At 68.6% G+C, this 14,090-nt stretch carries 14 protein-coding genes; 13 read left to right on the top strand and 1 reads right to left on the bottom strand.

Features of this window, described 5'->3' with window-relative positions; all coding sequences use genetic code 11:
* Positions 1 to 52: 52 nt before the first annotated feature.
* From WIX39_RS05065 to WIX39_RS05055, 3 genes are all read left to right on the top strand, one after another.
* Complete coding sequence (locus WIX39_RS05065; RefSeq protein WP_409194605.1) at positions 53 to 1,006, top strand: LysR family transcriptional regulator; 954 nt, start codon at positions 53 to 55, stop codon at positions 1,004 to 1,006.
* Between the two features lie 73 nt (positions 1,007 to 1,079).
* Positions 1,080 to 1,988, top strand: coding sequence for a DMT family transporter (locus WIX39_RS05060; RefSeq protein WP_106936189.1), 909 nt, complete (start codon positions 1,080 to 1,082; stop codon positions 1,986 to 1,988).
* Entirely contained in the window at positions 1,985 to 2,938 is a 954-nt protein-coding gene (locus WIX39_RS05055) for a glutaminase (RefSeq protein ID WP_199851867.1), read from the top strand. The genes WIX39_RS05060 and WIX39_RS05055 overlap by 4 nt, the downstream gene beginning before the upstream one ends.
* Before the next feature lie 13 nt (positions 2,939 to 2,951).
* Here the strand turns inward: WIX39_RS05055 and WIX39_RS05050 are convergent, their stop codons facing one another.
* Positions 2,952 to 3,944: an SDR family oxidoreductase gene (locus WIX39_RS05050; protein ID WP_106936190.1), complete on the bottom strand. Its 993-nt coding sequence runs from the start codon at positions 3,942 to 3,944 to the stop codon at positions 2,952 to 2,954.
* Between the two features lie 95 nt (positions 3,945 to 4,039).
* On the opposite strand from WIX39_RS05050, the gene WIX39_RS05045 reads away from it, so the two are divergent.
* The 10 genes from WIX39_RS05045 to WIX39_RS05000 all read left to right on the top strand — a co-directional run bounded on the left by WIX39_RS05045 (position 4,040) and on the right by WIX39_RS05000 (position 14,063).
* Positions 4,040 to 4,987: a LysR family transcriptional regulator gene (locus tag WIX39_RS05045; protein ID WP_106936191.1), complete on the top strand. Its 948-nt coding sequence runs from the start codon at positions 4,040 to 4,042 to the stop codon at positions 4,985 to 4,987.
* Entirely contained in the window at positions 4,984 to 5,478 is a 495-nt protein-coding gene (locus tag WIX39_RS05040) for a hypothetical protein (RefSeq protein ID WP_081267362.1), read from the top strand. The genes WIX39_RS05045 and WIX39_RS05040 overlap by 4 nt, the downstream gene beginning before the upstream one ends.
* 377 nt (positions 5,479 to 5,855) lie before the next feature.
* The gene (urtA, locus tag WIX39_RS05035) at positions 5,856 to 7,049 is read left to right on the top strand and encodes an urea ABC transporter substrate-binding protein (RefSeq protein ID WP_106936192.1); all 1,194 of its coding nucleotides are present in this window, start codon (positions 5,856 to 5,858) and stop codon (positions 7,047 to 7,049) included.
* A gap of 5 nt (positions 7,050 to 7,054) precedes the next feature.
* The gene (gene urtB / locus WIX39_RS05030; RefSeq protein ID WP_106936193.1) at positions 7,055 to 7,957 is read left to right on the top strand and encodes an urea ABC transporter permease subunit UrtB; all 903 of its coding nucleotides are present in this window, start codon (positions 7,055 to 7,057) and stop codon (positions 7,955 to 7,957) included.
* A 4-nt stretch (positions 7,958 to 7,961) separates the two neighbouring features.
* Entirely contained in the window at positions 7,962 to 9,017 is a 1,056-nt protein-coding gene (gene urtC / locus WIX39_RS05025; RefSeq protein ID WP_106936194.1) for an urea ABC transporter permease subunit UrtC, read from the top strand.
* Between the two features lie 14 nt (positions 9,018 to 9,031).
* On the top strand, positions 9,032 to 9,814 hold the full coding sequence (gene urtD / locus WIX39_RS05020; RefSeq protein ID WP_106937606.1) for an urea ABC transporter ATP-binding protein UrtD: 783 nt from the start codon (positions 9,032 to 9,034) through the stop codon (positions 9,812 to 9,814).
* Between the two features lie 18 nt (positions 9,815 to 9,832).
* Complete coding sequence (gene urtE / locus WIX39_RS05015) at positions 9,833 to 10,522, top strand: urea ABC transporter ATP-binding subunit UrtE (RefSeq protein ID WP_081267357.1); 690 nt, start codon at positions 9,833 to 9,835, stop codon at positions 10,520 to 10,522.
* 45 nt (positions 10,523 to 10,567) lie between these two features.
* A complete protein-coding gene (locus WIX39_RS05010; protein ID WP_081267356.1) occupies positions 10,568 to 11,605 on the top strand; it encodes an aliphatic amidase in 1,038 nt (345 codons plus the stop codon).
* Positions 11,602 to 12,420: a CbbQ/NirQ/NorQ/GpvN family protein gene (locus WIX39_RS05005; RefSeq protein WP_409194604.1), complete on the top strand. Its 819-nt coding sequence runs from the start codon at positions 11,602 to 11,604 to the stop codon at positions 12,418 to 12,420. Before WIX39_RS05010 ends, WIX39_RS05005 begins: the two co-directional genes overlap by 4 nt.
* A complete protein-coding gene (locus WIX39_RS05000; RefSeq protein WP_409194603.1) occupies positions 12,417 to 14,063 on the top strand; it encodes a nitric oxide reductase activation protein NorD in 1,647 nt (548 codons plus the stop codon). The genes WIX39_RS05005 and WIX39_RS05000 overlap by 4 nt, the downstream gene beginning before the upstream one ends.
* The last annotated feature ends 27 nt before the right edge of the window (positions 14,064 to 14,090 follow it).

Here is a 14,090-nt window from a genome sequence, read left to right as displayed (position 1 = left end):
AAATCTGTTTGTTTTGTACGGTGCGTATGGAAATTCCATACACTCTCCGGCCATGCGCGCCATCTCTCAGACCTTCCGCTGTTTCGACGAAGTGGCCCGCCGCGGCTCGGTGCGCAAGGCCGCCGAGGCGCTGCACCTCACGGCGGCCGCCGTACACCAGCAGGTGCTCAACCTCGAGGAACAGGTGGGCACGCCGCTGTTCGACCGGCTGCCGCGCGGCATGCAGCTCACCACGGCCGGCGAGATCATGGTGGCCGCCGTGCGGCGCGGCCAGCGCGACTTCGACAACGCCCTGGCCCAGGTGGAAGACCTGCGGTCGCTGCGGCGCGGGCACATCAACCTGGCGGTGTCGCATTCGTCGGCCGAGCAGCTGGTGCCCGAGGTCATCGAGGCCGCCATGAAGCACTACCCCGGCGTGACCTACAGCGTGCGCTCGGGCAGCGGCGAGAACATCCTGAAGTGGGTGGCCAACGGCGAGTCGGACATCGGCTTCTGCCTGCGCCGCAAGCCGCCGCCCGGCGTGGAAGAGATCCGCGCGTTCCCGCAGCACCTGGGCCTGGTCACGCCGCCGGGCCATCCGCTCACGGCGGCCAGCAAGCTGCCGCGCCTGCGCGACTGCCTCGATCACCCGCTGATCCTCATGACGCCCGACACCGAGCTGCGCGCCATGGTCGACCAGATCGACCACCGCGAGCACCGCAAGGTGCGCCCGCTGGTGGAGACCAGCTCGGTCGCGATGGTGCGGCGCCTGGTGGCCGGCGGCACCGGCATCGGCTTTCTCATTCCAGAGAACGTGGCCGAGGACGTGGAGCGCGGCACGCTGGTGTGGACCGGCCTGACCGACGCGGGCGCGCGCTCGTTCAGCTGCCTCTACCAGCGCGCCGGCCAGACCACGGCGGTGGCCATGGGCATGTTCCTGCAGTTCCTGGAAGCCGCGCTGCTGGCCATCGAGAAGCGCTTCGAGCGGCAGGCGCCGCTGCCGTCGCTGAACGGCTTCGCGCAGTAAAAACGCCGGCGCGATACGATCATCGGACGAATTACGCGGCTTTTTTTCAGCCGCGACCGACCGACAGCAGCGAATGATCCAGCGCAAGACCCACCTCGACTCCCTCGCCATCGGCCTCCTGATCGCCTGCTGCGCGTTCTGGGGACTCCAGCAGATCCTCATCAAGACCACCGTGGCCGAGGTGCCGCCGATGTGGCAGGCCTCGATCCGCATGGTGGGCGCCACCGCGCTGCTGTGGCTGTGGTGCGTGTGGCGGGGCGTGCCGCTGTTCGAGCGCGACGGCACGCTGTGGCCGGGGCTGCTGGCCGGGCTGCTGTTCTCGGGCGAGTTCGCGGGCATCTACCTGGGGCTGCAGAACACCAGCGCGTCGCGGCTCACGGTGTTCCTCTACACCGCGCCCTTCTGGGTGTCGCTGCTGCTGCCGCGCTGGGTGCCGGCCGAGCGGCTGCGCGGCTTCCAGTGGCTGGGCCTGTTCATCGCGTTCTCGGGCGTGGTGCTGGCCTTCAGCGAGGGCTTCGGCCACATGAGTTCGTCGCAGCTGGTGGGCGACGCCATGGGCCTCGCGGCCGGCGCCCTGTGGGGCCTGACCACGCTCACGCTGCGCACCACCAAACTGGCCACGGCCAGCGCCGAGAAGACGCTGTTCTACCAGGTGGCGGTCACCGCGGCGATGTGCCCGCTGCTGTCACTGGCGCTCGGCGAGCACTGGGGCTTCGCCTATTCAGCCGGCGCCTGGACCTCCATCGGCCTGCAGACCGTGATCGGCGCCTTCGCGAGCTACCTCACCTGGATGTGGCTGCTGCGGCACTACCCGGCCACGCAGATGTCGTCCTTCACCTTCCTCACGCCGCTGTTCGCGCTGGTATTCGGCGTGGTGGTGCTCAAGGAGCCGCTCACGGTGCAGCTGATCGTGGCGCTGATCGGCGTGGCGCTGGGCATCGTGCTGGTGAACCGGCGGCCTGCGGTACAACGCGCCGCATGAACGGCAACACCATGAACTTCCAGCCGGTGCTCGACGAGATCGTCGCCACCCTGCGCCCGCAGATCGACCAGGGTTGCCCCGGCGGCACCGTGGCCAGCTACATCCCGGCGCTGGCGCGCATCGACGCGCGGCAGTTCGGCATCGCGCTGCGCACCTGCGACGGCATCGAGGCAGGCGCGGGCGACTTCGAGACGCCCTTCTCCATCCAGAGCGTGTCCAAGCTCTTCACGCTCACGCTGGCCATGCAGCGCATGGGCGACGCGCTGTGGGAGCGCATCGGCCGCGAGCCCTCGGGCAATCCGTTCAACTCGCTGGTGCAGCTGGAGAACGAACAGGGCAAGCCGCGCAACCCGTTCATCAATGCCGGCGCCATCGCGGTGGCCGACCGGCTGGTGAGCCAGGCCAAGGCCGGCGGCGGCAGCGCCAAGGCCGACATCCTCGCGCTCATGGCCAACCTGTGCGGCGAGCCCATCGCCTTCGACGACGAGGTGGCGCAGTCCGAAGCCGACACGGGCTTTCGCAACTTCGCGCTGGCCAACTTCATGAAGAGCTTCGGCAAGATCGACAACGACGTCGCCACCGTGCTCGACACCTACTTCCACCAGTGCGCGCTGCGCATGAGCTGCCGCCAGCTGGCGCGCGCCGCCGCCTTCCTGTGCCGCGACGGCGCGCACCCGGTCGACGGCCAGCCCGATATCACCGGCGAGCGGCAGACCCGCCGCATCAACGCGCTGATGCTCACCTGCGGCACCTACGACGCGGCCGGCGACGTGGCCTTCTCCATCGGCCTGCCCTGCAAGAGCGGCGTGGGCGGCGGCATCGTGGCCGTGGTGCCCGACAAGCTCACGCTGTGCGTCTGGTCGCCGGCGCTCGATGCCACCGGCAATTCGCTGCTGGGCATGAAGGCGCTGGAGCTGTTCGTGGCGCGCACGGGGCTGTCGGTGTTCTGATCGACGTTGCGCCTCAGGCCGCGGCCGCCACCGGCGCCGTCGCCAGGCAGCCCATGCCCTCGAGCGATGCCTCGACCGCCTCGTCGAGCGGCGTGTGCGGCTCGCGGCCCAGGAAGGCCACCAGCTTCGCGTTGTCCATGCCCACGGGCGTTTGCCACAGGTAGCGCATCTCGCGCATTTCACGGAAGGTGGCGACGAAGGGCGAAGCCAGCGTCAGCAGCCACCACGGAAAGGCCGACACCCGCGCCTCGGTGCCCGTGCGGCGCATCACCGCCTTGCGGATGGCGCCGCTCATGCGCGTGCCGTCGGCGTCCCAGTGGCCGGCCATGTGGAAGCGCGCGAAGGGTTCGAGCCGGTCGCGCCGCGCCAGCAGCTCGACCATGGTGCGCGCCACGTCCGGCAGGTACGACCACTGGTGGCCGATGCCGGCGCGGCCGGGGTAGCTCACCGCCTTGACCGGCTGCCCGGCCTTCACCAGCCCCTGAGAGAACCAGTTGTTGCCGGCCCGGGGGCCGAAGAAATCGCCGGCGCGCACGATCAGCACGCGGGCGCCCTCGCGGCTCGCGTCTTCGAGGCGCTTCTCCATCTCGACGCGGATCGCGCCCTTGCGGGTGGCCGGATGCTGCGGCGATGTTTCGGCCAGCAGCGGAAAGGCGTCGGGGCCGAAGTTGTAGACCGTGCCCGGCAGCACGATGGTCGCGCCCTCGGCCTTGGCGGCGTCGATGGTGTTGTCGAGCATCGGCAGCACCAGCTGCGACCAGTTGCGGTAGCCCGGCGGGTTGACCGCATGCACGATGACCGAACAGCCCCTCGCGGCCTGCCGCACGGCCTGCGCGTCCATCGCGTCGCCGGCCAGCCAGGTGATGCCGTCGCGCTTTCCTTCGCTCGCGCCGCGCTTCAGTGCGCGCACCTCCCAGCCCGCGTCGCGCAGCTGGCGGGCCACCTCGCCGCCGATGCCGCCCGTCGCGCCAAGGACCAGAACCGTGTTGTCGTTGCCGTGTGCCATGGAATGCTCCAGAACAGTTGTCGATGGATGAATTCTGGAACCGGGCCGGTTCGATTGGAATTGCCGAACATGAGCCAGCAGCTATACATTTATGCATGACTTCGAACATCGGCTGGGAGCTCTACCGCTCCTTCCTCGGCGTGCTGCGTGAGGGCTCTCTCTCGGGCGCGGCGCGCGCGCTGGGCATCACCCAGCCCACGGCCGGACGCCACGTGGCGGCGCTCGAGGAAGCGCTGGGCGTGGTGCTCTTCACCCGCTCGCAGGTCGGCCTGCTGCCCACCGAAGTGGCGCTGGCGTTGCGCACGCATGCCGAGGCCATGGAAAGCACCGCCGCATCGCTGCAGCGCGCCGCCAGCAGCCAGGGCGAAGGCGTGCGCGGCGTGGTGCGGGTGTCGGCCAGCGAGGTGATCGGCGTCGAGGTGCTGCCGCCCATCGTGGCGCAGCTGCGCGAGGCGCATCCGGCGCTGAAGGTCGAGCTGGTGCTGACCAACCGCGTGCAGGACCTGCTGCGGCGCGAGGCCGACATCGCCGTGCGCATGGTGCGCCCCCGGCAGGAGCAGCTGGTGGCGCGCCGCATCGGAAACATCGAGCTCGGCTTCCATGCGCACCGCGACTACCTCGCGCGCCACGGCACGCCGCGCCGGTTCGAGGAACTGGCCGGCCACGCGGTCATCGGCTACGACCAGCCCTCGGCCTTCGTGCGCAACGCGGGCAAGTCGCTGCCGGGCTACAGCCGCGACAGCTTCTCGCTGCGCACCGACAGCGACCTCGGGCAACTGGCGCTCATACGCGCCGGCGCGGGCATCGGCGTGTGCCAGGTCGGCCTGGCGCGGCGCACCGAGGCGCTGGTGCGGCTGATGCCGCGCGCCATGGCGCTCAAGCTCGACACCTGGGTCACCATGCACGAGGACCTGCGCAACAGCCCGCGCTGCCGCGCCGCCTTCGACGCATTGGCCGAGGGACTGCAACAGTACGTTGACGGCCAGGAAGACGCCGGCGCGCGGGGGAAAATGGCCCGCGCAAGCAAACAGGCCTCCGAATGACAGAACCATCGAACGAATCCGACACCCTCCCCCTGCAGGAAGCCCGCCTCTGGCGCGACGACACCTGGACCGCCCGCGTCATCAAGAACGAGGAAGACGACGGCTGGGCCGTCGAGATGACCCGCCACGGCGACCCCGAGCCGGCCCTGGTCGGCCCCTGGACCATGGGCCGCGACAAGAAGAACCCCAAGCCGCTGGACGGCCCCGCCTTCTCCACGCTGGTGAAGACCGCCGCCGAAGTGATCCGCCGCCACGAGCAGCAGCTGCACGCCACGCTCAACAAGAGCGTGACGGTCACAGCGCGCAACGACCAGCGCGTGCGCGTGGCGCTGGCCATCGTGCCCGACGAGGACAACCCCTCGGCCACGCTCAGCGCCTACGACGACGCCGACGACGCCGAGCTCGCCAGCGTGAGCGTGTCGCCCGCCTTCAGGCTCACGGCCGCAAGCGCCAGCGCATGGATCGAGTCGGGCTACGCGCGCCCGCGCTGAGCGCGAATAACACATGAATCGCGATTTCGCCAATTAGCGAAACAGCGTATGTTCATGCCGGGGTGAGTTGAGAAGAATCCGCCCCAACGAGCAATCGTTACCAGTCATACGACACCCGCTGCCAGTGCTGCCAGCGAGGCGTCGGGCAATAAAGCCCGAATCGGTTTCACCACCGGTTCGGGCTTTTTTGTTTTCTCGGCCGCAAGGAAACTTTTCGAAACGGATGCGCTGCATCCGGTGGCGAAGCCTTGCCCAAAGAAAACGCACTGGCAGCCGAACGCCCGTTTGCAGGGCCGCGCCGCGGGAGGAGACACCCAATGCGCGGTTCCGAAGGTCGGATCTTCCTGATGACTCGCACAAACACAAAGGAATTTGACATGACGAACGCTTTCAACCGCCGCCAGATCATGAAGACCGGCGGCTCGATGATCGTGCTGGGCGCCGCGGGCGGCGTGGCCGGCATCGCATCGGCGCAGGACGGCGGCACCGTGAAACTCGGCCTGCTGCATTCGCTCTCGGGCACCATCGCCATCGCCGAGGCCTCGCTGGTCGATGCCGAGAAGCTCGCCATCGAGGAGATCAACGCGTCCGGCGGCGTGATGGGCAAGAAGATCGAGGCCGTGGTGGAAGACGGCGCCAGCGAGAACCCGGTGTTCGCCGAGAAGGCGCGCAAGCTGCTGGAGCGCGACAAGGTGGCCGCCATCATCGGCTGCTACACATCGGCCTCGCGCAAGGCGCTGCTGCCGGTGCTCAACCAGGCCAAGGGCCTGCTGTTCTACCCGACCTACTACGAAGGCCAGGAGCAGGACAAGCGCGTGTTCTATCCCTCGCAGGAGGCCACGCAGTCGGTGATCGCGGCGGTCGAGTGGATGGCGCGCGAGAAGGGCAAGAGCTTCTTCCTGGTGGGCTCCGACTACATCTACCCGCGCACCTGCAACAAGATCGCCAAGCCCGCCATCGCCAAGGCCGGCGGCAAGGTGCTCGGCGAGGAGTACGCGCCGCTGGGCCACACCGAGTTCTCGTCGATCATCAACAAGATCAAGGCGGCCAAGCCCGACTGCATCTACAGCACCGTGGTGGGCGGCTCCAACGTGGCCTTCTACAAGCAGCTGCGCGCGGCGGGACTGGACGGCGCCAGGCAGGTGCTGCTGTCCACCGTGGTGTCGGAAAACGAGATCGACGGGATCGGCAAGGACAACGCGGCCGGCTACTACGCCTGCATGGGCTACTTCCAGAGCATCAAGTCGCCGGCCAACGAGAAGTTCGTGAAGGCCTTCAAGGCCAAGTACGGGCAGGACCGCGTGATCGGCGACCCGATGGAGGTGGCCTACAACAGCGTCTACCTGTGGAAGCTGGCGGTGGAGAAGGCCAAGTCCTTCGACGTCGACAAGGTCACGGCGGCAGCGGCGGGCGTGGAGATAGAAGCGCCCGAAGGCACGGTGCGCGTGCACGCCACCAACCACCACGTGTGGAAGAAGGTGCGCGTGGGCCGCGCCCGGCCCGACGGGCAGTTCGACATCGTGTGGGAATCGCCCCAGCTCGTCGAGCCCAACCCCTTCCCGAAGGTCTGAACGCGATGAACTTCGACATCGCGGTGATGCAGGTGTTCAACGGCGTGAGCCTGTTCACCATCCTGCTGCTGATGGCGATCGGGCTGGCCATCGTGTTCGGCCTGATGGGCGTCATCAACATGGCGCACGGCGAGCTGATGGCCCTGGGCGCCTACATGACCTACCTGGCCGCGCGCTTCTTCGAGCACTTCGCGCCGGGCTTCATGGACCTGTACCTGTTCGCCGCGATTCCGTTCGCGTTCGCGGTGACCTTCGCGTTCGGCTATGTGCTGGAGCGCGGCTTCATCCGCTTCTTCTACGACCGCCCGCTGGACACCCTGCTCGCGACCTGGGGCCTGAGCCTGATGCTGCAGCAGGCCTACCGCTCGATCTTCGGCGCGCAGGAGGTGAGCGTGCCGCTGGCCTCGTGGCTCGCCGGGGCGTGGGAGCCGACGCCGGGCATACAGCTGCCGCTCACGCGCATCTTCATCGTGGGGCTCACGGCCCTGGTCGCGACCGGCGTGTACCTGCTGCTGTACCGCACGCCGTGGGGGCTCAAGGTGCGCGCGGTGACGCAGAACCGCGCCATTGCCGGCGCGGTGGGCATCGACACGCACCGGGTGGACGCCATGACCTTCGCGCTGGGCTCGGGCCTGGCGGGCATCGCGGGCGCGGTGTTCACCATGATCGGCTCGACCAACCCGGGCACGGGGCAGCTCTACATCGTCGACTCGTTCATCGTGGTGGTGTTCGGCGGCGTGCAGAGCCTGGTGGGCACCGCCCTCTCGGGCTTCTCCATCGCGCAGTCGCAGACCTGGCTGGAGTACCTCATGAGCGGCTCGATGGCCAAGGCGACGATCCTGCTGCTGGTGATCGTGGTGCTGTACTTCCGGCCCAACGGGCTGTTCGCCACGCGGTCGAGGAGCTGAGGGCATGTTGTCGAAACTCTCTCCCCAACGCAGGCGCGACATCGGCGCGATGGCCGCGGTGCTCCTGCTGCTGGCCGTGGTGCTGCCTGCCGCACTCGATCCCTTCCGGCTCAACCTCGTGAGCAAATACCTGGCCTTCGCCTTCGTCGCGGTCGGCGTGGTGCTGACCTGGGGCTACGGCGGCGTGCTGAGCCTGGGCCAGGGCATGTTCTTCGGCCTGGGCGGCTACATGATGGCGATGTTCCTCAAGCTCGAAGCCTCGGCGCCCGAGCTGCCGGACTTCATGGTGTGGAGCAGCGTCGACCAGCTGCCTTCGTGGTGGGTTCCGTTCCACTCGCTGGGCTGGACCGTCGTGGGCATCCTCGCCGTTCCCGCGGTGCTGGCTTACGTGTTCTCCTACGCCATCTTCAAGCGGCGGGTGAGCGGCGTGTACTTCGCGATCGTCACGCTGTCGCTGGCGCTCACGCTCACCGTGGTGGTCATCGGCCAGCAGGGCGACACCGGCGGCGCCAACGGCATCACCGATTTCCGCACGCTGCTGGGCCTGGACATCGCGGGCGACGACGCCAAGCGCACGATGTATTTCGTCGAGGTGCTGGCGATCGCGCTGGTGATGGCGGTGTCGCTCGTCATCGTGCGCAGCCGCTTCGGCAAGATCCTCATCGCCATCCGCGACCGGGAAGACCGCGTGCGCTTCAGCGGCTACAACACGGCGCACATGAAGGCCTTCGTGTTCGCGGTGGCCGCGGTGCTGTCTTCCATCGGCGGGGCCTTCTACAGCCTGCAGGTGGGGTTGATCGCCCCGGGCGTGATCGGCGTGGTGGCCTCGGTGGAGATGGTGATCTACGCGGCGGTGGGCGGCCGGCTGTCGATACCGGGTGCTGTCGTCGGCGCGCTGCTGATCGGCTTTCTCAAGTCGTACCTGTCCGAGACCTTCCCGGAAGGCTGGCTGTACTTCCTGGGCGCCGTGTTCATCCTCGTGGTGTGGGCCATGCCCGAGGGGCTCGCGGGCCTGGGCGCGAGGCTGCTGCGCCGGCGCGGCGCGGAGGCCACGCCATGAACGCGACCATGACCATGCCCAACGGCGGCCTGCCGCAGGCCGCCTCGGCGGTGCCGCCTTCGAACGAGCAGATCCTGCGCGTCGAAGACCTGACCGTGTCCTTCGACGGCTTCAAGGCGGTGGACGGCCTGAGCCTTGCGGTCGAGCGCAACGAGCTGCGCGTGATCATCGGGCCGAACGGCGCGGGCAAGACCACGCTGCTCGACATGATCTGCGGCAAGACCCGCCCGAGCGCGGGCCGCGTGCTGTTCAACGGCCAGGACCTCGGCCGGCTGAACGAGTACGAGATCGTGCGTGCCGGCGTGGGCCGCAAGTTCCAGACGCCCTCGGTCTACGAAGACCTCACGGTGCTGGAGAACTTCGAGATCTCGCTGCCGCGCATGCACGGCCTGCTGCAGTCGCTGGCCTTTCGCCGTACGGCCGCGCTGCGCGAGCGCATCGACGCGATGGCGGCCGACGTGTTCCTGCTCGACCAGCTCGAGCGCCGCGCGGGCCAGCTCAGCCACGGCCAGAAGCAGTGGCTGGAGATCGGCATGCTGCTGATGCAGGAGCCCGAGCTTCTTCTGCTCGACGAGCCCGTGGCCGGCATGAGCCCGCGCGAGCGCGAGCAGACCGGCGACCTGCTGCGGCGCATCTCGGTGGGCAAGTCGGTGGTGGTGATCGAGCACGACATGGACTTCGTCAAGCGCATCGCCCACCGCGTGACCGTGCTGCACCAGGGCCGGCTGCTGAGCGAGGGGACGGCCGCCGAAGTGCAGTCCGACCCGCGCGTGATCGACGTGTACCTGGGCCATTGAGCACAAGGAGAAACACAGATGCTCGAAGTCTCCGAACTCGACGTCGCCTATGGCGAGTCGCACGTCATCCGCGATGTGTCCCTGCGCGTCGCGCCCGGCGAGGCGGTGGCCATCATGGGCCGCAACGGAATGGGCAAGACCACGCTGCTGAAGTCGCTCATCGGCCTGCTGCCTGCGCGCGGCGGCAGCATCCGCCTGGGCGGCGCCGACATCACGAAGCTGCCGAGCTACCAGCGCGTGGCGCAGGGCCTGGCCTTCGTGCCGCAGGGGCGCATGGTGTTCCCGTTCCTCACGGTGGAGCAGAACATCCTCTCTGGCGCCGCGAAGTCCGGCCACCGCACGGTGCCCGACTACCTCTACCGCTTCTTCCCCGTGCTCAAGGACATGAAGCAGCGCAAGGCCGGCAACCTCTCGGGCGGCCAGCAGCAGATGCTGGCGATTGCGCGCGCGCTCATCTCCGAGCCCAAGCTGCTGATCCTCGACGAGCCGACCGAGGGCATCCAGCCTTCGATCATCAAGGAGATCGCGCAGACGCTGAACGTGCTGCGCGCCGAGCGCGGCTTCGCCATCGTGGTGTCGGAGCAGGTGCTGAGCTTCGCGCTCGACCTGGCCGACCGCTTTCTCGTCATCGACCGCGGGCGCCTCGTGCACGACGAGGCGCGCGCAACGCTCGACCAGGACAAGGTCAGGTCTTTCCTGACCGTGTGAGAGCCCTTCCCTTTTTTCTTCAACCCCTCTTTCAGGAGCAGCGTCATGAGACATGGTGATATTTCGAGCAGCAACGATTGCGTGGGTGTCGCGGTCGTCAACTACAAGATGCCCCGCCTGCACACCAAGGCCGAGGTGCTGGACAACGCCCGCAAGATCGGCGAGATGCTGGTCGGCATGAAGAAGGGCCTGCCGGGCATGGACCTGGTGGTGTTCCCCGAATATTCCACCCACGGGATCATGTACGACGCCAAGGAGATGTACGACACGGCCGCCACCGTGCCCGGCGAGGAAACCGCCATCTTCGCCGACGCCTGCCGCCGCGCCAACGTGTGGGGCGTGTTCTCGCTGACCGGCGAGCGCCACGAGGAGCATCCGAACAAGGCGCCCTACAACACGCTGATCCTCATGAACAACCAGGGCGAGATCGTCCAGAAGTACCGCAAGATCATGCCGTGGGTGCCCATCGAGGGCTGGTATCCGGGCGACTGCACCTACGTGAGCGAAGGCCCCAAGGGCATGAAGATCAGCCTGATCATCTGCGACGACGGCAACTACCCCGAGATCTGGCGCGACTGCGCGATGCGCGGCGCAGAACTCATCATCCGCTGCCAGGGCTACATGTACCCGGCCAAGGAGCAGCAGATCATGGTGTCGAAGGCCATGGCCTTCATGAACAACACCTACGTGGCGGTGGCCAACGCGGCGGGCTTCGACGGCGTGTACTCGTACTTCGGACACTCCGCGCTCATCGGCTTCGACGGCCGCACGCTCGGCGAATGCGGCGAGGAAGAGATGGGCATCAACTACGCCGAGCTTTCCATGGGCCTGATCCGCGACGCGCGCAAGAACGGCCAGTCGCAGAACCACCTGTTCAAGCTGGTGCACCGCGGCTACACCGGCACCATCAACTCCGGCGACGGTGACAAGGGCGTGGCGGCCTGCCCGTACAACTTCTACACCCAGTGGATCAACGACCCCGAGGGCACGCGCGAGATGGTGGAGTCGTTCACGCGCAGCACGGTGGGCACGCCCGAATGCCCGATCGAAGGCATTCCGAACGAGCCGGCCAAGCACCGATGAACGCGGCGGTTCCCGATCCGCTGGTCGCCTACCGCATCGAGGCCGAGCCCTTCTACCGCCCTGCCGGCAACGAGGTGGCGCTCTACCGGCAGGCGTACCGCCACCGCATGCCGCTGATCCTGAAAGGCCCGACCGGCTGCGGCAAGACGCGCTTCGTGGAGCACATGGCGTGGTCGCTGGGCCGGCCGCTGGTGACGCTGGCCTGCAACGAGGACATGACGGCCTCGGACCTCGTCGGGCGCTACCTGCTCGACGCCAACGGCACCGCCTGGCACGACGGGCCGCTGACGCTGGCGGTGCGGCACGGCGGCATCTGTTATCTCGACGAAGTGGTGGAGGCGCGGCAGGACACCACGGTGGTGATCCACCCGCTGACGGATGCGCGGCGCATATTGCCGCTCGACAAGAAGGGCGAGCTGGTGCACGCGCACCCCGATTTCCAGCTGGTGGTGTCGTACAACCCCGGCTACCAGAGCAGCGCGAAGGACATGAAGCCATCGACGCGCCAGCGCTTCGCGGCGCTGGAGTTCGACTACCCCGGCAGCGCGCTGGAGGCGAAGATCGTCGCGCACGAGGCCGGCGTCGAACCCGGGCTCGCCGCGAAGCTGGTGGCCATCGCGCGCTGCTCGCGCGAGCTGAAGCACCGCGGGCTCGACGAAGGCGTGTCGACGCGCATGCTGATCTACGCGGGCGTGCTGATACGCGACGGCGTGACGCCGCGCGAGAGCTGCGAGATGACGATGACGCGCGCATTGACCGACGACCCCGACATGGCAAGCGCGCTGCAGGGCTTCGTCGAGGCGCAGTTCGGATGAACGACGCGTACGGCGGCCTCGGTGCGCTGTCGCTGCTGGCGCGCGGCCTGGCGGGCGTCGACGTGGAAGTGCAGGCGCTGACTGGCGCGGGCACGCGCGCCGTGCTCACGGGCCGCAAGCTGCTGCTGCCCGAAGGCACAGGCGAGCCGGGCCTTCGCCGCGCCATGCTCGCGCATGCGGTCGCGCACCTGCGGCACTCGCGGCCCGCGCGCCCGGCACACGGACTCAAGCCGATGGGCATCGCCGTGGTCTCTGCCATCGAGGACGCGCGCGTGGAGCGCCTGCTGTGGCGCGACTTCCCCGGCCTGCACGGCTGGTTCGCCGCATCGCTGCCGCCCGCGTCCGACCCGCTCGACCTGCGCTTCGCAGCACTCGTCTCCCGGATGGACCGCCTGCTGCTGCTGCCCGACGCGATCGACGACAACCACTGGGTGAACAAGGCACGCCGCCTGTTCGACGAGACCGCCGCCAGCGCGGGCCTGGAGGACTACGACGCCTTCCGCGCCATCGCGTCGATCCTCGCCAACGACCTGGGCCAGATGCGCGTGCGCTTCGAGCCCCAGCACTACGCCGTGCCCGCGCCCTGGCGCGACGACAACAGCTACCTGTGGGAATTCGCCGAGACGGAGACCGCGCCCGACGAAGCCATCGCGCTGCAACAGGCAGGCGCACGGCCGCCACCGCCTTCCGATGCACCGGACGAAGGCAGCGGCCCGCCTACTTCCGATGCGGCGGACGACATCGAACTCGGCCGCTACACATACCCCGAATGGGACCGCAAGCTCGAGCGACTGCGCCCCGACTGGTGCACGGTGATCGAAAAGCTGCCGGCGTGGCAGGGCCTGCTGCCGGGGCGCGAGCAGGCCGCGCCCGGCAACGGGCGCATCGCCCCGCTCGCCTTGCCCCGCGCGCGCCACCTCGACCGCACGCACCGCCTGCGCCGCCAGTGGGAAGGCGACGACATCGACCTGAACGCGGCCATCGAAGTGCTGGTCGACCGGAGCCTTCGGCTGCGGCCCGATGCGCGGCTTTTCATGCGCCCGGGCAAGGGCCCGCGCCCGTCGAGCGTGCTGGTGCTGCTCGACCTGTCGGCCTCGGCCAACGACCCGGGGCCGCACGCAGCCTCGCTGCTCGACATCGAGAAGCAGGCCGCGCTGCTGCTGGCCGCGTCGAACGCGCGCGGCATCGACCGGCTGGCGATCCACGGCTTCTCGTCGAACACGCGCGCCGAGGTGTACTACTACCGCCTGCTCGAAGCCGGCCGTCCGCTCGACGCACCGACGAGCGCCATGATCGGCGCGCTGCGCGGGCGCTACTCGACCCGCATGGGCGCTGCGCTGCGCCACGCCGCCGCGCTGATGCAAGCCGAGCCGCCCGGCCAGCGCGCGGTGCTGCTGGTGACCGACGGCGCGCCTTCCGACATCGACGTGCACGATCCGCAATACCTGATCGAAGACGCCCGCCAGGCCGTCGCCGAGGCCCGCGACGCCGGCGTGCGCGCCGCCTGCATCGCGGTGGACGGGGCGGCCGACGCCTATGTGCGGCGCATCTTCGGCTGGCGCAACTATTGCATCGCCGACGACGCGCGCAGCCTGCCGGTGCGCCTCGCGCGCATGAGCGCACGCCTTGCCGCGGCCCACTGACTGAAGACTATGATGATTCGACACCCC

Origin of the sequence: Variovorax sp. AB1(2024) (genome assembly GCF_037482385.2) — a bacterium.
GTDB lineage: Bacteria > Pseudomonadota > Gammaproteobacteria > Burkholderiales > Burkholderiaceae_C > Variovorax.
Note: the sequence above shows the minus strand (reverse complement) of the source record. Positions and strands in the feature narration are given on the sequence as shown.